The sequence below is a fragment of the Streptomyces sp. AM 4-1-1 genome (assembly GCF_029167625.1).
Classification (GTDB): Bacteria; Actinomycetota; Actinomycetes; order Streptomycetales; family Streptomycetaceae; genus Streptomyces.
In genome coordinates, this window is sequence record NZ_CP119145.1 from 3,397,396 (window position 1) to 3,414,935 (window position 17,540).

Below are 17,540 nucleotides of genomic sequence, written 5' to 3' on the forward strand. Positions count from 1 at the left end.
GCGGCGTCGACGACGATCGGACGCGGCCGGACAGGATCACCGGTCCGACGAAGGAGCCCCGAAAACCGCGTGAACACACACGAATACACACGCGGACGCGAACACGGACATACGCACCCGGACACCGGCCCGGTCACCGACACGGAGGGGAAGTGGTGGCATGACACCGCGTCACCGTACGCTGGGAAAGCTGGGAACGCTGGTCGTCGCAGGACTGTTGACGGCCGGTACGGCACTTCCGGCCAAGGCCGCCGGAGCCCCGTCAACTCCCGGGAACGGCAGGAGCATTGGCCCCGCCCGCGCGACGAACGAGCCCGGGAACGCGATCCCGCTTCGCGTGGCGACGTACAACATCCACGCCGGCGCGGGCATGGACGGCGTCTTCGACCTCGATCGACAGGCGGACCAACTCCGCTCACTGAAAGCGGATGTGCTCGGCCTTCAGGAGGTGGACGTCCACTGGAGCGCCCGCAGCGAGTGGCGTGATGTGGCGCGCGAGCTGGGCGAACGAATGCGTATGCGGGTGTCGTTCGCCCCGATATACAGCCTCGATCCGGCCACGCCGGGCGCACCGCGGCGTGAGTTCGGAGTGGCGGTGCTGTCGAGGTACCGGATCGAGAGCGCCGAGAACCACGAGATCACCCGGCTGTCCACCCAGGTCCCCGACCCGCTGCCCGCACCGGCGCCCGGCTTCGGCGAGGTGACCGTACGGGTGAGGGGGCTGCCGGTGCATGTGTACGTGACGCATCTCGACTACCGCGCCGACCCGTCCGTACGCACCGCGCAGATCGCCGACACCCGGCGGATCATGGCGGAGGACCGGGGCCGGAAGGTCCTCCTCGGCGACTTCAACGCGTCACCGACGGCCGCAGAACTGGCCCCGCTCTGGCGTGAGTTGACGGACGTCGAACCCGGCTCGCCGACCTACCCCGCGCGGGACCCGGTGCGAAGGATCGACTACGTGGCGGTCTCGAAGGACGGAGTACGGGTACGGGGCGCGGCGGTGCCCGAGACGCTTGCCTCGGACCACCGCCCGGTGGTCGCCGATCTGCTGCTGCGACCGGAACGCTGAACGGGGCCGGCCCACTCTGCCGCACGGGCCGGCCCACTCCTCGGACGGACTCCCCCTCCAGCTCCCCGAGCCCGCCCGCCTCGCCCGCTCCCCCCGCTCCCCGGCTGCCCTTACTCCCCGGGCTTGATCAGATACCCCGCCCCGCGCCGGGTGTGGATCATCGGCGGACGTCCGGCGTCGATCTTCTTGCGCAGATAGGAGATGTACAGCTCGACGACGTTCGCCTGGCCCCCGAAGTCGTAGTTCCACACCCGGTCCAGGATCTGCGCCTTGCTGAGCACCCGGCGGGGGTTGCGCATCAGGAACCGCAGCAGCTCGAACTCGGTGGCGGTGAGATGGATGTTGCCGCCGCCCCGGCTCACCTCATGGCTGTCCTCGTCCAGCACCAGGTCACCGACGACGAGCGCCGACCCGCCCCGGACGTCGGTCGCGGTGCCGGAACGCCGGATCAGCCCGCGCAGCCGCGCCACGACCTCCTCCAGACCGAACGGCTTCGCGACGTACTCGTCACCGCCCGCCGTGAGCCCGACGATCCGCTCCTCCATCGCGTCCCGCCCGGTCAGGAACAGCACGGGGACGTCGGACAGCTCCCGCCGCAGCCGGCCGAGCACCGCGAGCCCGTCCATGTCGGGCAGCGCCATGCCGAGGACCACCGCGTCAGGCCGGAAGTCACGCGCCGCCCTGACCGCACCGGCGCCGTCCCCGGCACTGCGCACCTCCCAGCCCTCGTAGCGCAGGGCCATGGACAGCAGCTCGGTCAGCGGAGCCTCGTCGTCCACGACCAGCACTCGCACGGGATCGCGGTCCGGCCTCAGCGCTTCTGTACGCCCCACGGGCGAGGTCGTCGTCATGCGTCCACCGTGCGAGATCCCGGTGAGAGACATCTTGGCCGTTTCTGTGAATTGCCTGAGAATCGGTGCCCGGGAGCTGCCGCGGTGCCCGGCACGCCCCGGCGCACCCACACACCGCTCTCAGAACAACCCGCCCTGCACTCCCTGCGACCCCGTGCCTGCTCCCGGCCCCGACCCCACGGCCGCGACCGGCACGGTGACATCCGCCCGCGCGTCGGCCACCACCAGCTCCCAGCCGGTCATCAGCCGGGTGTCGAGGACGACCACCCCGCCGTTCGCCGGCGCCAGATGCAGATCGGGCCCGGCCGCGGCCACCAGCCGCCCCGCGACGACCCCGCCGTCCACCAGCTCGGTCACCGCGCCCGTCACCCCCACCACGCCCTTGATGCCGAACACCCCGGCATGGTCGACCGCCTCGAACGGCAACGGCTCCAGCGATTCCGGCCACCCGTCCCCGCGCAGCGCGACCGCTTTCCCGTACAGCGCCCGGACCTCCGCGGCCCGCTCCCCGATCCCCGGCAGCGCGGTCCGCACGGCACGCTTCCTGGCGTACGGAATCCGGTCGGGCACCCCGAGCACCGACCGCAACAGCTCCTCGGTGCGCCGCGCGGCCATCAGCGGCCCGCGCCCCAGCCAGCTGAACACGACGGCCCCCTGCTCCCGCAGCCGCGCGGAACCCCGCTGCTCGGCGGTGATGCCGACCTTGACCATCCCGGGCCCGAACCAGGCCAGATACACACGATACGTACGCGGGTCGTCGGCGATCGTGTCGGCGGCCACCGAGTGCGCCCGGTCCAGCCGAGCGCACTCCGGACAACGCGCCCCCGTGCCGCGCCCCGCGACCACCGCGAGGAGGGGACAGGGATTGCCGCGCGCGCCGACGCAGTGGCGTACGCCCAGAGCGCGGAACCCCAGTTCCGCGCCGTACGCGAGCCCGCTCACGCGCGACTGCCCCGGCGCGGGCCCCTGCCACCCGAGCGCGGGCCCGGCCGCCCCCTCGGCCCATCGCAGCCCGGTGACCCGCCAGCCACCCATGCGCACACTCCCGGACTCACTCACCCGCACCCGTCCCTTACCCCGCCAGCCCACACACGACGGAGGCCCCGCGATGCTACGGGGCCTCCGTGGGGGTACGCACACGACGGGACGCGCGCGCGGGTCCTGGTGGATCGATCGCGGACGACGGCGCGGCTACCCGTTGTGCCTGATCAGCACGTCAGACGACGACCCGGCTCGGTGCGCAGGATTCGGGTGAACTGCTTGTAGAGATCGACCCGGTGGTTCATCTGCGCGGGGGCGCCGCCGTTGCACTCGGAGGACCCGTTGAGGCTCCAGATCGTCTGCCCGAAGCCCTTCTTGTGGATCATCGCGTCATGGCCGGTCATGGTGCCGGGACCGGACTGGGTGTTCCAGTACCAGAGGGCGGTCATCCAGGCCACGGCCGGATCGGTCTCGACGAGCCACGGGTTGTTGAGGAGATCGATCCCCAGCGCGTCACCCGCGGCCTTGTAGTTGAAGTTCCAGCTCAGCATGATCGCGCCACGCCCGTAGTACGCGTCATGCCCGGCGGGACAGCCGTACGGCTGGGTCTCGTCGCAGAAGATCGGATACAGGTCGGTGTTCTGCGTGACCACGTAGTACAGCCCGCCGGTCTCATGGCTGACGTTGGCGAGAAACGCGGCGGCCTCCTGCTTCCAGGTGGTCCGGCTGCCGGTGTGCGCGAACCTGGGGTACGCCTTGGTCGCCTCGACCAGCCCGTCATAGGTGAAGAACGGATCGCGGTTCGGGAACATCTGGTTGAACTGCGCCTCGCTGACGACGAAGTCGCTCTTATGGCCTGGCTTGTGGGGTTTGGGGGGCTTGTGGTGCGACCCATGGGAGTTGTGCGACGAATGAGACGAATGAGTCAGCTGAGACGGCTGGGACGACTGGGTCTGAGCGGCGGCCGGCAGGGCGCTGGACAGCAACAGCCCGCACACGGCGGCCAGGGTCGCCAGAACGCCCGTGGTGCCCTTCCTCAACGCTGATGACACGAATTCATCACTCCTCGACGGTGGGGGTGGGGACGGCACGCCGGACGGAGACGAAGGAAGACAGAGCGCACCGCCGTCGAGAGGCTACGGCCCCGAGGGGGGCAATTGTCTAGACCATGCCAAGTCTTGAACTTCCCCGCCCCACATTCCACCCATGACCTGGGTCCCTGATCAGAGCTGGCCGAGCCTCACACCGTCGTGCGCCCGCACAGCAGGCGGCGAAGCCGCGTCCAAGGCGTCCAGCACCCGGATCGCGTACACCTCGTCGGCCAGGGCCCGCCACGTCCAACGCCACCAACCGGCAACGCTCACAGGACTCGGTGCGGGCCATGGAGCCGGCCCGCCGTATCGAACAGGCCCATCCGACAGCCCGTCCGCACGAACCCGTATCCGCATCTCAGTAACCGAAAAGCTGTGCATCTCGTCAAAGTGACGCGACTAGTACGGACCGGCACCTTCCGCTGGGTCGATCCTGAGATCCTGGGGACCGATCGAGAGGGGCCGCAGCGATGCAGTGGAAGATCCACGGGGCCACTCCCGCCTCGGCCGAGCACTGGGCCGCCGAGATCCCCGCCTGGCGCACCGCACCCGACGAGCCCGTCAAACACCGCCGCCATGACATACACCAGAGGCCCCCAGGATTTCTCCTGGGGGCCTCTGGCCTGCTGTGCACTCGGCAGGATTCGAACCTGCAACCTTCTGATCCGTAGTCAGATGCTCTATCCGTTAAGCTACGAGTGCTTGGCGTTCCGGGCTTTTTCTGCCCCGTCGGCGTTGCGAGAACAACATTACATGACCCATGGCGCCAGGCGAAATCCATTCACCTCACCCGGCCTGACCTGGGCATACGACGTGTCCGGCCTCTCCCGTGCGCACCGGTCCGGGGTCGGCCCGGTGCGGTTCGCGGGGTGTGCCCGGTCGGGTCGGGTCGTGTCGTCTTGAGCGGATACGACCGAAGCCCCGGGCCTGTGGGCTCGGGGCTTCGGGATCACGCGGAGGCGGAGGGATTTGAACCCTCGATGGGTGTTAAAACCCAAACCGCATTAGCAGTGCGGCGCCATAGACCGGACTAGGCGACGCCTCCAGCACACCCCGCGCGAGCGCGAGTGGTGTGTGCAGATGATGACACAGTTGAGCGCCGTGTCACCAACCGCGGCCCACGGTACTAGGCAGTCGGCCGTCTGAGCAAAGCGGCTTCCGGGCGCAACGTGGAGTCGGGTGGCGCGTTAGAGAGGGCGGAGGAGTGGGCCGTCCCGGTTTCGGATCGTTCCTCCCTCTCCGTACGTCCTGCACGCCCTGCCCGCAGCAGTGCACGAGCACAGGAGTTCCGCATGCCGAGTCGTCTCGCTCTCATCGCCGTCGCCTCCGTCGCCGCGCTGTCCGTCACCCCGTCGGTCGCGGTCGCCGCGAGCCCGCTCCCGTCGTCGCTGCCGGCGACAGCTCCCGTATCGGCGGCGCCCGTATCAGCGGCGTTCGGGGTACCGGCTCACGCGTCGGCCTCGGCGCACGCCGTGTCGCTGATGTCCGCCGCGCCCGCCAGGCCCTCGCTCTTCCCGATCCCGATTCCCGTCCCGGCTCCCAGGCCCGCTCCTCATACGTCGCAGCCGCAGTGGCCGCAGGCACCTCAGCGTGCGAAGACCCGGCTCACGGTGACGATCGCGAACTCCGGCGACCCCGCGGCCAACGGCACCTTCGTCCTGGAGTGCGAGCCGGTCGGCGGCACTCATCCCGACCCGAAGGGTGCCTGCGCCCGGCTGGCGAAGGCGGCCGACCTGGGGGACGACCCGTTCATGCCGGTGCCGCAGGACCTGATGTGCACCCTCCAGTACGGCGGCCCGGCCACCGCGAAGGTCTCCGGGACATGGCGGGGTCGGGAGTTCGAGGCATCCTTCGAGCGGAGTGACGGTTGTGAGATCGGACGGTGGAACAACCTGCGTCCGCTCCTGCCGGACGTACGCTGAAAGCGCACGTCATGGACCGGGGGCGTACGCCGTCTGCACCGAACCTCGGTGAGAGCTCCCCCTCATCCGCCGCCCGCCGCCCCTCCCCAACCTTTAGACTCCTCCAGTGACAGCCTGAGGCCCGAGGGGCAAGATGGGGCCCGCTGTCGGCAAGATGCGGTAATCAGGGAGGAAGCGTCGTCGTGAGCAGCAGGCCATCCCGAGGCGCTGCTCGCCTCGCAGCCATACTCGACGCCCTTCCGGACGGGCTCCTGCTCGTCAATTGCAACGGCACGGTCGTCAACGCCAACACCATCGCCCTTGAGATGTTCGAGACGCCGGGCACCGCGCTCGTCGGACGCGGACTGCTGGATCTGCTGCCGGAGTTCGACTCCAAGCTGATTCCCGGGTCGATGCGAAGGCCGGAGGCTGCGGACGAGCAGGGCAGGACCAAGCCGACGCGGATGATCGCGCGGCGTACCGACGGCAACGAGTACCCGGTCGAGGTCACCAGCGCCAACCTGGAGAACGGCCAGGCCGCGTACACCGATGTCCACTCCGGTCACACCAACCACGCGAGCTACACCGGCGACGAACTGCTGATGCTCGTCGTACGGGATCTGTCGGGGACCGTCGACACCGAGGCCGAACTGGCGCGTTCGCAGCGGCAGACCGAGATGATCCTGCGGGCCGCCGCCGAGGGTGTCGTCGGCACGGACACGGACGGCCGGGTCGTGCTCGTCAACCCCGCCGCCGCGCAGATCCTCGGCTTCCGCGCCAGCGATCTGGGCGGCCGGGAGCTGCACACGCTGGTGCTGCACTCGCGTGCGGAGGGCGAGCCGTTCCCGTACGAGGAGTCGCCGCTCGCCGACACGCTGCGCTCGGGGCGCAAGCACCGGGTGCGCGGGCAGGTCCTGTGGTCCAAGAGCGGCGAGCAGGTGCCGGTGGACCTGACGACCGCGCCGGTCCGGGACGGCGACCAGCTGGTCGGCGCGGTGATGACGTTCACCGACCGCAGGCCGTACGAGGAGCTGATCGACCAGCACGCCGTGGAGATCGCCCGGCTGACGGAGGCCCACGCGACGGAACTGGCCGAGCTGACCGAGGCGCACGCCGCCGAGCTGGCCGACCGCACCGACCGGTACGCGGCCGAGCTGGAGGAGCAGTCCGACCTGTTCACCGCGCTCGCCGCCCGGCACGCCCAGTTGGCCGCCGTACTCGGTGATTCGCTGCGCGGGCCGCTGGAGGAACTGCGGGAAGAACTCTCCACGCTCGCCGCCGATCCGGCGGGACAGCTGTGGCCCGAGGCGAACCAGATCCTGCACCACCTCGCCGCCGGATACGCCCGGATGACGACGCTCGTCGACAATGTGCTCGGCTATCAGCGGCTCGACACCGGTACGGAGGGGCTGGTCAAGGAGACCGTGCTGCTCGACGCGGTCGTGGCGACCGCGATCGACGGGGCGGTCGAGCTGATCGGACCCGGGCGGGCCCAGTTCGCGGTGCACGCGCCGGCGATCGAGGTCGAGGTGGACGCCAGGCGGCTGGCCACGGCGCTCGCCCATCTGGTCGCCGACGTCGCCGGGATCGACTCGACCGGCAAGGCCCGGGTGGCGTCGGGCGGCAGTTACCTCGACTCGACCGTCGTGGTCGCGGCGGCGCAACGCGGTGAGGTCGTACGGATCGAGGTGCGCGGGCCGTACGCCGGCGGAGACCCGGTGCACGAGCCGATCGTGCGCGGGATCGTCCGGGCGCACGGGGGCGTACTCCAGACGCACGAAGTGCCGGGGATGAGCGGCAGCGCGTACGTGCTCGAAGTGCCGCTGGGCACGGGCGCGGGCGCGGGTACGAGCGCGGGTAAGGGGTTGGTCGCGGCCGACGGCGGGTCGTCCGGGGGTGCTGTCGGGAAGAACACCGATGGCTCCGGGGACGCCGAGGGCTCTGCGGGTTCCGCGGAGGGCGGCAGTGCGGGGGCGGATGCTGTCGTGCGGCCCGTAGCGGGTGTAGCGGGTGCGGACAGCGATACGGATACGGGCGGGGGACGGCGACGCGCGCGGCGGTCGTCCACGGACGCCTTCCTGGACGGCCCGGTGGGCGCCGAGAGCGGTGACACCGGGGTGGCCGAGCCGACCGGCCGGCGCCGGGCTCGGCGCGGTACGGCGTCCGACGACGGCCGGCAGACACCTCAGGGGCCGCAGGAGATCATTCCCGCCCAGCAGAGCGAGGGGTCGGGGCGCAGGCGCGGGCGGCCGAGTCCGGCCGAGGTGACTGCGCAGTCGCAGGCGCAGTCGAAGCCGTCGCCTTCGGCGGGCCAGGTGGCCCGGCCGGGGCTCGCGGAGCAGAAGCGTCCCGCGCCGGAGCGCGAGCCGGGGCAGGCGTTGGCCTTGTCGGCCGGGCCGGTGGCCCCCGCCGCGCCCGGGGCGCCCTCGGAAGGCTCCGTGGTCACGGCGGCCGAGGGCGCGCAGGGGGGTGGTGGTCGTCCACAACTCGGGCAGACCGTACCCCCGCAGGGCGTACCGCAGGAGAACCCGCGGCCCGTTCCCCGGGGAGAGGCGGTCCGCGCGGGCGGCGAGAACCAGCTCGCCCTTCCGGCCGTCGCTCCGTCCGTGCCCGGGGCGATGGACCGAGCGGGTTCCGCCGGGTCGACGGCGACCGGCGGGTCCACCGGAACGGCCGGGTCCGTCGGTACCGGCGAAGCTGTCGGCCAGGCGCAGGCCCAGGTCCCAGGGTCGGCTCAGGCGCAGCCGACCGGTCGACGCGCCCGGCGGGCGCTGTCGATCGCCAAGGAGCAGGCGGCGCAGGCGGAACCGACCGGGCCCCGCACGGCGTTCGCGCTGCCGCCGGCCGACGCCGACCGGAGCGAACCGGTGGCACCGACCGCGCCCAACGCGCCCGCCGCGCCCGCCGCGCCTGTCGTACCCAACGTGCCCGCCGCGCCTGTCGTACCCAACGTGCCCGCCGCGCCTGTCGTACCCAACGCGCCTGGCACACCTGACGCACCGTCCTCGTCTGCCGCACCTGGCGGGGGCGTCGTACCCGCTGCCCCCGTACCGCCTGTTCCGCCCATGGCCGGAGCGACCGGAGCTGCCGGAGCACCCGAAGCACCCGGAGCTGCGGATGCCTCGCTTCCGGGGCGGCACGACGCCGTACGTATCGCGCCGGGCGCCGATCACACTCCGCCTCAGGCGCACCCGACGCACGTACCGACCGGACGGCGCAGGGCTCGTCCCGGGGACCCCGCCGAGGGGCCGGTGCCGCTGCCCGTGGCCTCCGAGCCCGGTGTGGCGCCCGGGGCGCACAACACCTCCCAGGCCGCCGTGGCTCCGGAGGCGCACAACGGCGCGTCCCAGAGCTTCGACGACATGCGTGACAGCGCCGACGACAGCATCGGCGGCGGCAGCTATGTCGGTGGGGACGGCGGTGGTCTCGGCTGGGACGCCGCCGGACACACCACGCACACCACCGGCAGCGTGCCCCTGGGGGGCGCACCCGGCGCGCACCCCGTCGATCACGAGCACGGCGACGGTGCGGCGGGCAGTGGGCCGGACGCACTGCGGCAGCCGCTGCCGGCCGAGACGCCGATGCCGGTGTCACCGGATTCGACGCAGGGACGCGCGTTCAGTGTGCGGACGCTCGGGCAGGGTGTGCCGTTCGCACAGCCCACCGGGCAGCAGCAGAGCCAGTCGCTCGGTGGCGCCGGGCGGCGGCGGAAGCTCGCCACACCCAGCGACGAGGAACGTTCCGGGCATTCATCGGAGCACACGTCCGCGTCGCCGCAGCCCACCAGTTCGCTGGGTCATGGGCAGGGGGCCGTACCCGGTTCGGGGCCCGTGCCCGGTCCGGTACCCGGGACCGCCTCCGCCGCTCCCGTCCCCGGTTCGGGGCAGTTGCTCTCCGCCCCGGCGGCCGAGGGGCGCTCGTACGCGATAAGCGCCCCCGACGAGGGCGCCGAGGGTCCGGAACCGCTGGACGGGCCGGGCGGCGCGGTCGAGGTCGCCAACCGTCCGCAGCCCCGGCCGGTGGACGACGAGCTGCCCCCTGAGCCGCTGGACAATCCCCGTCGGCTGCTGGTCTGGCCCGCCCCCGACGTCTCCACGCAGCAGGCGCTGAGCGATCGCGGCTACCGGCCGGTGATCGTGCACTCGCGTGAGGAGGTCGACGCCCAGATCGCGGCGTTCCCCGCCGCGCTCTTCGTGGACCCGCTGACCGGCCCCATCACCCGTACGGCGTTGCAGTCGCTGCGCCAGGCCGCGGTGGCCGCCGAGGTTCCGGTCCTGGTGACGGCCGGCCTGGGGCAGGCCACCCGGGAGGCGGCGTACGGGGCCGACCCGGCCGTACTCCTCAAGGCGCTCGCCCCGCGTGACAGCGAGCAGCATCCGCCGCGGGTGCTGCTGATCGAGGAGCACGAGGAGATCGCGCTCGCGCTGACGGAGACGCTGGAGCGGCGCGGTATGCAGGTCGCGCGGGCGGCGACCGACAGCGACGCCGTCTCACTCGCCACCCGGATGCGGCCGAATCTGGTGGTGATGGACCTGATGCAGGTACGCCGCCGACGCGCCGGAATCATCGACTGGCTGCGCGCGAACGGCCAACTGAACCGGACCCCGCTCGTCGTCTACACCTCGGCCGGGATGGACCAGGCGGACCTTCCCAAGCTCAGCTCGGGCGAAACCGTTCTCTTCCTGGCGGAACGCTCCACGAGCACCGAGGTGCAGGCCCGCATCGTCGATCTGCTGGCGAAGATCGGCACGAACTAGCTGGGCCGGGTTCGGGCACGGGCACGGGTACGGGTGCCTGTGCGTGTGCGTGGTAGAAGGCGACGACGATGGTTGATGGCGAGGGCGGTACGGAACGTATCCGTACCGCCCTCGCCGTACCTCCGTACCCACAGCGCGCCGTACGGCCATCGCCGTCCCGACGTGCCGTCCGCCCGCCGCCGCCCGCCCGCCGCCGGGCGGTCAGAGCCGGGTGACGTCCAGCTCGCCGTCCGCGTACTGCTTGCGGATCACCTTCTTGTCGAACTTCCCGACGCTCGTCTTCGGGACCGCGGGGATGACCGTCCAGCGCTCGGGCAGCTGCCATTCGGCGACGGTCCGGCCGAGGAACGCCCTCAGCGCCTGGTAGTCGGCGGTGGCGCCCTCCTTGAGGACGACGGTCGCGAGCGGGCGTTCGCCCCACTTGTCGTCCGGTACGGCGATGACCGCCGCCTCCGCGACGTCCGGGTGCGCCATCAGGGCGTTCTCCAGCTCGAAGCTCGAAATCCACTCGCCGCCCGACTTGATGACGTCCTTGGCCCGGTCGGTGAGGGTGAGGAAACCCTCGTCACTGATCACACCGACGTCACCGGTTTTCAGCCAACCGTCCTCGCTGAACTTGTCGTCGGGGCGCAGCACCTCTCCGTCGGAACCGCCGTAGTACGCGGCGGCGATCCACGGGCCGCGCACCTCCAGCTCACCCGCCGACCTGTTGTCCCAGGGCAGGTGTTCGCCGCCGGGCCCGACCAGCCGTGCCTCGACGCCCGCGGGGAAGCGGCCCTGGGTGATGCGGTAGGGCCATTCCTCCTCCGCGGTCAGTCCGGCGGGCGGGCTGGACATCGTGCCGACCGGCGAGGTCTCCGTCATGCCCCAGGCGTGGCAGAGACGCACGCCGAGCTTGTCGTACGCGGCCATGAGGGCCGGCGGGCAGGCGGCGCCACCGATGGTGACGCGGGCCATGGAGGACAGGTCGCGCGGGTTGGCCGTGACCTCGGCGAGCAGACCCTGCCAGATCGTGGGGACGGCGGCGGCGTGGGTCGGCCGCTCGCGTTCGATCATCTCGGCGAGGGGGACGGGCTGGAGGAAACGATCCGGCATGAGCATGTTGATGCCGGACATGAAGGCGGCGTGAGGCAGGCCCCACGCGTTCACATGAAATTGGGGCACTACGACCAAAGTGGTGTCTTTTACCGAAAGCCCCATTGATTCGGCCATGTTGACCTGCATGGAGTGCAGATAGATCGACCGGTGCGAATAGATGACGCCCTTGGGATCGCCGGTCGTGCCGGAGGTGTAACACATGGCGGCGGCCTGACGTTCGTCCAGCTCGGGCCAGTCGTACGTGGTGGGGCGGCCCGCGATCAGTTCCTCGTACTCGTGCACGCGCGGCGCGGCACCGGCCAGTACCGAACGGTCGCCCGGTCCCGCGACGATCACGTGCTCGACGGACGGCAGACGGGGCAGGAGCGGCCCGAGGAGAGGCAGCAGGGAACCGTTGACGATGACGACCTTGTCATCGGCGTGACCGACGACCCAGATCAACTGCTCGGCCGGGAGCCGGACGTTGAGCGGATGAAGCACCGCCCCCATGGAAGGTACCGAGAGATACGCCTCTATATGTTCGGAATTGTTCCACAGAAGCGTGGCGACCCGCTGATCGCCGTCCACGCCGAGTTCGTCGCGCAGGGCATGGGCGAGCTGCGCGGCACGTCGGCCGACCTCCGCGAAGGTGCGCCGCTGCGGCTCGGGTTCACCGGTCCAGGTCGTGACCTGAGACTTCCCGTGGATGGTCATCCCATGGGTCAGGATGCGGGTGACGGTCAGCGGTACGTCCTGCATCGTGCTCAGCACGGCGTCCTCCCGGTGGGCGCTACGCGGCAGTAGGGTTGGCCTGATTCTGCTCACATACCATTTGGTATGTCACTAGTACGGGCGAACGAATCGGGCCGGGACGGCAAAATCACCTTCTGCGGCGGCTCGCCGGGAATCGTCGCCGGGGGGCGTTTCTGAAGCGGCGGTCGAGACGTTCCGGGGGGCGTTTCTGAAGCGTCGCTGGGGATGTCCTGGGGGCACGTCTCCGGGGATGTTCCGGGCACGTCACCGGGGAAGCGTTTCCGGGGGGCGACAGCGGGACCCTACCGACGGCGCCTCCGGGCTGCCAGCACCTCCGGGCGTCAGCACCTCCGGGCGTCAGCGCGACCGGACCGAAGCAGGGCCGGGGCGGGCCGAAGCAGGGCCGGGGCGCCGCTGTCCTTTGCGGCCACGGCCCGTAAAGGACCTTTCAGCGGGCGACGGGGGACAGCTCCGGGTCCAGGCGGAGCTTGCCGAGCGCACGCGAGACGGCGCTCTTCACCGTGCCGATCGAGACTCCCAGCACCTCGGCCGTCTGGGCCTCGCTCAGGTCCTCGTAATACCGCAGGACGACCATGGCCCGCTGCCGGTCGGGGAGCTTCATCACGGCACGCCACATCGCGTCGTGCAGGGACTGCTGCTCGGCGGGGTCCGGTCCCGGGGCGGTCTCGCGCTCGGGCAGCTCGTCGCAGGCGAACTCGTCGACCTTCCGCTTGCGCCACTGCGAGGTACGGGTGTTCAGCAGCGCTCGGCGGACATAACCGTCGAGCGCCCGATGGTCCTCGATCCGCTCCCAGGCGACATACGTCTTGGTGAGCGCGGTCTGGAGCAGGTCCTCCGCGTCGCTCGGGTTCGCGGTGAGCGAGCGGGCGGCCCGCAGAAGTACGGGCCCCCGCGCCCGCATGTACGACGAGAACGACGTGTAGGGGGCGTATCCGGTGGTGGTGGCAGCGGCTGCCCCGGAGGCGCCGGTGCAGACTGGCGTGGTCATGGCTCCAACGCTAGGAGCGGGCGCCGCCGAGGGGATCGGCCCCAGGTCCCGAAGACGCGTCCGCCTCAGGGTGTAGGGGTGGGGCCGGCCCCACCTCCTGAAGGTGGAGAGAACACCTGTCCGCCTCAGGGTCGCGCACGGCTACGGCCGGGTGGCCCCGGCGGGCCGTGCACGACCCCGGGCTTCATACGGCGCTCGTACGCGGCTGCCCCGGCCGGTCACCACCGGGCGCCGGCCGGGGACCGATACCGACGGGCCCGGCCGACACCGCCAGGATCACCAGAGGCGAGTGAAGTTCACCGTGATGTCCCGGTGCGACTGATCGATGGCGGTGAAGGCGGAGCCGTTCACTTGTGCGGTGTTGTTCTGGTTCGACGCACCCGCGCCGACCGCTTGCTGCTGGGTGGTGGACGAGTTGCCGGCGTTGCTGCCCCCGACCCCGATGCCGCTCACCGTCGCCACGGCCGCACTCGATCCGTCGTTCGCGAACGACCCGTTGTCCGCCTGGGCCACACCGCTGAAGAGGGCGGCGGCGAGAGGCAACGCGGCAACGACGGCCAGGGCACGAGCGGTACGGACACTTGCCATGTCAATTCCTCCAGGAACGGTAAGTCGGGCTTGATCAAGGCGGTTGGGTCAACCACCTCGGTGTGCGTCGCGACGTCGCGCAACCAGAGCTGCCCACCGAGTCCCCGACGAACCACACGCACTCCCCGATTCCCCCGCAAGCGTGAGAACCCTCCGACAAACCTCCTGGGCACAAGTTGGCCGCACATAGCTCGGCCGGTTCAGGTCAGCCAGGTCAGCGTGGCGCAGTATTCGTCGTCCTGAAGTGAACCCGCCCGAACCTCGCCCGGATCAGCACTAGTTGGCTAGTCGGTCTCAGTTCGCCCCGCTCTGCGACGCTGAAGGCCGATCGAGAGGGGCCGCAGCAATGCGGTGGAAGATCCACGGGGAACGTCAGGGGGCAAGCTGCTCAGAGGCGGATCAGCGGCCGCAGACCGGCTCGTTGAGCTGGGGCTCCGCACCGTGGCGTAGGGCCTGCCCTGGCCCGCGTATGGCCCACACGCCCTGATCAGTATCGGGAAACAGGGGCGCGAGGTGAGACACGGTGAACGCGGAGGGCGGGTCTCCGTCCTGGAGACCCGCCCTCTGACCTGCTACTTCTCTGACCTGCAAGCGGTGGGTGTGGGATTTGAACCCACGGTGACTCGCGCCACGACGGTTTTCAAGACCGATCAGCTTGCAGCGAGGAAGTCACCCCTGACCTGCGAAATCTCAGCAGACCGGCAGTCGCCTTCCGGCTTCCTGGCCACAGGTTGGCCAACCTGTCCCACCACGCCGCGATTCACGCCCCGCCAGCCAGTCGGGGCACCACGCTCGGCAGGACCGACGAGATGGAGGAACATGGCAAGCTTGGACCGACTACGACGGAGAGAGGGGAGACTCGTGTCGCAGCAGGCCAGCCCTCGCGGGACCTTCCTGAAGATCGCTGAAGTCGTCAGGGCTCGGATCGATGCCGACCCGAAGATGACCGAGCTGCCAACGGCTTCGGACCTGATGGGCGAGTTCGGCGTCTCCCGAGGCGTAGCTCTCCGAGTCTTCGACGTTCTCCAGGAGCAGGGCGTCGCAGAACGCGTTGCTGGTAGTCGCTTGCGAGTGGTGCGACGCGGGGAAGCCGTCGACCGCCGCCCGCTGGCCGAAAGGCTCACCGACGTAATCACGAGTGACCAGCTCCCCGTGGGGGCGACCTTCCCGAGCGCGACCAAGCTGTGTGCGCGGTTCGGCGTCTCTCGGCCCACCCTGGCCAAGGCGCTCCACAAGCTGGAGACTGCGGGGCTTCTATCGGAAGGCAGGCAGGGCAAACCTCGCACCGTACTATCCCTGCCGACGCGAGAGGAGAGTGCCAACCCGTGAGCGCTAAGGCATTGACCGAGTGGGCCTACCCTCTTGCCGAATCGCTGCTCTCCGAACCTCTGCCGCGTCGGTGGGCGCACTCGCAGGGTGTGGCGGAGAGAGCCCGTGTACTTGGCCCGATCCTCGGTTCGGACGCCGATATTCTGGAAGCGGCGGCCATGCTTCACGACATCGGCTATGCGCCCGATCTCGCCAAGACCGGCTTTCACCCGCTCGACGGCGCACGGTATCTGCGAGATGTCGCTCGTGCTGACGAGAGGGTGGTGCGCCTCGTGGCTCATCACTCCTGCGCGTGGATGGAGGCGGAAGCCCGGGGGCTCCGGGGCGAGCTGGAGGAGGAGTTCCCCCGGGAGGAGCCCCACCTGAACGATGCTCTCTGCTTCTGCGACATGAACACCACGCCGGTCGGCGCCCCGACGAATCCGGTGGACCGAATCAATGAGATCGCTGGCCGCTACGGACCGGATAGCTTGATCGGGAAGTTCATTCGACGCGCCGAACCGGAGATCCTGGGCTGCACGGTGCGCGTCCTTGAGCGACTCGCCACCGCCAAGCGTCAGCCGACGTAGGGCACAGCCCGCTCCCGATCCAAGGCGTGCTCGATCCTGAGCCGCATGGTGGGGTGGATGTCGAACTCTCGCAGGTCCGATGGGCTGACCCATCGGACCTGCGTCGTCTCGTCGCTCGCACGGACGGCGCCACCCACTGGGCGGGCGCGAAAGCAGATACTGAACTGCTGACGTGCCTCCCCGTCGTCGTACAGCATCACGTGCCCAGGGTCGGTATAGATCCCCGACATGTCGACGACTTCGGCTTTGATGCCGGTCTCTTCCCACACCTCACGCACCACGGTGTCGCTGATGGACTCACCCACGTCGTGCCCGCCGCCGGGCAGTGCCCAACGGCCGTTATCCGACCGTTGGATCAGCAGCACGTCGCCTGAGTCGTTCTGGACAAAGGCCACGACAGACGGCACGACCGAGTTGGCCGGCGGAGCGTCGGGATCGTGAAGGTAGTCGATGCGTCCCATGTTCAAGCTCCCGTGATGTCGTGGTCCGCGACCGGGCGGGCACTGCCCCAGGTCTGTTCGATGCTATTCGCGTAGGTGTCGAAGAGCCCGCCGCCGGGCAGCCGCCTCAGGTGCAGGACGGGCGCCATGTAGGCCCCGATTCCGTAGACGTGGGTATTCACCAACATTTCGTCATCAGATCGGAAGAGCGAGTTGTAGAGCGTCCCGTCATGCAGGCGGAAGCCGATGTCCGGGTGGCTGGCGAAGAGCGGACGGTAGTTCACCAGGGCGTTGCGGATCTTGCCGTCCATGATGCGGTGACCTTCGTCTATGCCGCGCTGTCGCACCGCATCACAGCCTGGGTCACCAAGCAGAATCCGCACCTGCGTAGCCTCCTCCGCCTTCCTCTTCAAGAGGTCGTGAAACAAAGGGTCTTCCGAAAGCCATAGCCCCGAGTACACGAGGACATCGACCCGAGATTCGGCTCGCTCGTATATCTCGCGCCACAAGGCATTCGGCACCATGTGACGGTGCGGGTAGATGGTGACGATCTCGGCCTTGCTCAGATCGGCCGAGGTAGCAACAGCGCGGGAGTCGTCCCACAGTGTCGTCGCATCGACGTTCAGCTTCGCGGCCGTGGCGTACTGATGCCGCCTGTACGGGATCTTTCCCTGCGTGATCCAGCGTTCGACCGTCTTCGGGTTGACCTCGATCGAGTCGGCAAGTTCCTGGATGGTCATGCCCTGTGCCAGCAGGGCAGACCGTAAGCGCTCGTTGGACATCTCAACCCCCGTGGGACGTCTTGGGACCTCTCGAAGGTAGCCAGATGAACTTCAGCTGTCCACGGATGGGGTAAACAACGCCCCTGGCCTGGGCAGATGCTGATGGTGCGCCAGGAGGTCAAGGCGCGAATCAAGAAGTCACCACCGCTTCGCTTGACAGGACCTCGATGCAGGACCTGTAATACAGGTATCGCATCAGCCGTCAGGCGGAAGCGCAGAAGGGGCTCTTCTTTGGGCTGCTTCGACATGTACGAGCGCAGAGGGCGGGGACGCTGCAATCCCGCTAAAGGCCAGGTAGGACGCAAGGGGCTTCGGCCCAACTGGCGAGGTGGCCCGGCGA

At 69.8% G+C, this 17,540-nt stretch carries 13 protein-coding genes, 2 tRNA genes and 1 pseudogene; 5 read left to right on the forward strand and 11 right to left on the reverse strand.

Features of this window, described 5'->3' with window-relative positions; translation table 11 throughout:
- The first annotated feature begins 160 nt into the window (after positions 1–160).
- The gene (locus PZB75_RS14510; RefSeq protein WP_275535711.1) at positions 161–1,072 is read left to right on the forward strand and encodes an endonuclease/exonuclease/phosphatase family protein; all 912 of its coding nucleotides are present in this window, start codon (positions 161–163) and stop codon (positions 1,070–1,072) included.
- 110 nt (positions 1,073–1,182) lie between these two features.
- On the opposite strand, the gene PZB75_RS14515 is transcribed toward PZB75_RS14510, so the two are convergent.
- The 6 genes and pseudogenes from PZB75_RS14515 to PZB75_RS14540 all read right to left on the reverse strand — a co-directional run bounded on the left by PZB75_RS14515 (position 1,183) and on the right by PZB75_RS14540 (position 5,040).
- Positions 1,183–1,923 (reverse strand): response regulator transcription factor, encoded by a 741-nt coding sequence (locus PZB75_RS14515; RefSeq protein ID WP_275535712.1) that lies wholly within the window; start codon positions 1,921–1,923, stop codon positions 1,183–1,185.
- Between the two features lie 120 nt (positions 1,924–2,043).
- Entirely contained in the window at positions 2,044–2,958 is a 915-nt protein-coding gene (locus PZB75_RS14520) for a DUF2797 domain-containing protein (RefSeq protein ID WP_275535713.1), read from the reverse strand.
- Between the two features lie 173 nt (positions 2,959–3,131).
- Entirely contained in the window at positions 3,132–3,956 is an 825-nt protein-coding gene (locus PZB75_RS14525; protein ID WP_343286238.1) for a chitinase, read from the reverse strand.
- A gap of 171 nt (positions 3,957–4,127) precedes the next feature.
- Positions 4,128–4,229, reverse strand: a pseudogene (locus PZB75_RS14530) (NUDIX hydrolase); the annotation flags it as partial.
- A gap of 395 nt (positions 4,230–4,624) precedes the next feature.
- A tRNA-Arg gene (locus PZB75_RS14535) sits at positions 4,625–4,697 on the reverse strand.
- A gap of 252 nt (positions 4,698–4,949) precedes the next feature.
- Positions 4,950–5,040, reverse strand: a tRNA-Ser gene (locus tag PZB75_RS14540).
- 247 nt (positions 5,041–5,287) lie between these two features.
- Here PZB75_RS14540 and PZB75_RS14545 point away from each other — a divergent pair.
- The gene (locus tag PZB75_RS14545) at positions 5,288–5,917 is read left to right on the forward strand and encodes an SSI family serine proteinase inhibitor (RefSeq protein ID WP_275535714.1); all 630 of its coding nucleotides are present in this window, start codon (positions 5,288–5,290) and stop codon (positions 5,915–5,917) included.
- A gap of 182 nt (positions 5,918–6,099) precedes the next feature.
- Positions 6,100–10,653, forward strand: coding sequence for a PAS domain-containing protein (locus PZB75_RS14550; protein ID WP_275535715.1), 4,554 nt, complete (start codon positions 6,100–6,102; stop codon positions 10,651–10,653).
- A 201-nt stretch (positions 10,654–10,854) separates the two neighbouring features.
- Here PZB75_RS14550 and PZB75_RS14555 read toward each other — a convergent pair whose 3' ends face one another.
- From PZB75_RS14555 to PZB75_RS14565, 3 genes are all read right to left on the reverse strand, one after another.
- On the reverse strand, positions 10,855–12,501 hold the full coding sequence (locus tag PZB75_RS14555) for a long-chain fatty acid--CoA ligase (RefSeq protein WP_275535716.1): 1,647 nt from the start codon (positions 12,499–12,501) through the stop codon (positions 10,855–10,857).
- Between the two features lie 430 nt (positions 12,502–12,931).
- Positions 12,932–13,492 carry a SigE family RNA polymerase sigma factor gene (locus PZB75_RS14560; RefSeq protein ID WP_275535717.1) on the reverse strand — a complete coding sequence of 187 codons (561 nt, stop codon included), beginning with the start codon at positions 13,490–13,492 and terminating at the stop codon, positions 12,932–12,934.
- Between the two features lie 276 nt (positions 13,493–13,768).
- A complete protein-coding gene (locus PZB75_RS14565) occupies positions 13,769–14,080 on the reverse strand; it encodes a hypothetical protein (protein ID WP_275535718.1) in 312 nt (103 codons plus the stop codon).
- Positions 14,081–14,941: 861 nt separating this feature from the next.
- Here PZB75_RS14565 and PZB75_RS14570 point away from each other — a divergent pair.
- Together PZB75_RS14570 and PZB75_RS14575 are read left to right on the forward strand one after the other, a co-directional pair.
- Positions 14,942–15,409 (forward strand): GntR family transcriptional regulator, encoded by a 468-nt coding sequence (locus PZB75_RS14570; RefSeq protein WP_275535719.1) that lies wholly within the window; start codon positions 14,942–14,944, stop codon positions 15,407–15,409.
- A complete protein-coding gene (locus tag PZB75_RS14575) occupies positions 15,406–15,978 on the forward strand; it encodes an HD domain-containing protein (protein ID WP_275535720.1) in 573 nt (190 codons plus the stop codon). Before PZB75_RS14570 ends, PZB75_RS14575 begins: the two co-directional genes overlap by 4 nt.
- Here PZB75_RS14575 and PZB75_RS14580 read toward each other — a convergent pair.
- On the reverse strand, positions 15,966–16,439 hold the full coding sequence (locus tag PZB75_RS14580) for an NUDIX domain-containing protein (protein ID WP_275535721.1): 474 nt from the start codon (positions 16,437–16,439) through the stop codon (positions 15,966–15,968). The genes PZB75_RS14575 and PZB75_RS14580 overlap by 13 nt on opposite strands.
- A 2-nt stretch (positions 16,440–16,441) precedes the next feature.
- A complete protein-coding gene (locus tag PZB75_RS14585) occupies positions 16,442–17,200 on the reverse strand; it encodes an XRE family transcriptional regulator (protein ID WP_275535722.1) in 759 nt (252 codons plus the stop codon).
- Positions 17,201–17,540: the final 340 nt, after the last annotated feature.

What these genes read in the sequence shown, in the direction of transcription:
- PZB75_RS14560 (WP_275535717.1), bottom strand. Translation starts at nt 13,492, where the DNA reads ATGACCACGCCAGTCTGCACCGGCGCCTCCGGGGCAGCCGCTGCCACC.
- PZB75_RS14515 (WP_275535712.1), bottom strand. Translation starts at nt 1,923, where the DNA reads ATGACGACGACCTCGCCCGTGGGGCGTACAGAAGCGCTGAGGCCGGAC.
- PZB75_RS14545 (WP_275535714.1), top strand. Translation starts at nt 5,288, where the DNA reads ATGCCGAGTCGTCTCGCTCTCATCGCCGTCGCCTCCGTCGCCGCGCTG.
- PZB75_RS14585 (WP_275535722.1), bottom strand. Translation starts at nt 17,200, where the DNA reads ATGTCCAACGAGCGCTTACGGTCTGCCCTGCTGGCACAGGGCATGACC.
- PZB75_RS14565 (WP_275535718.1), bottom strand. Translation starts at nt 14,080, where the DNA reads ATGGCAAGTGTCCGTACCGCTCGTGCCCTGGCCGTCGTTGCCGCGTTG.
- PZB75_RS14510 (WP_275535711.1), top strand. Translation starts at nt 161, where the DNA reads ATGACACCGCGTCACCGTACGCTGGGAAAGCTGGGAACGCTGGTCGTC.
- PZB75_RS14520 (WP_275535713.1), bottom strand. Translation starts at nt 2,958, where the DNA reads ATGGGTGGCTGGCGGGTCACCGGGCTGCGATGGGCCGAGGGGGCGGCC.
- PZB75_RS14580 (WP_275535721.1), bottom strand. Translation starts at nt 16,439, where the DNA reads ATGGGACGCATCGACTACCTTCACGATCCCGACGCTCCGCCGGCCAAC.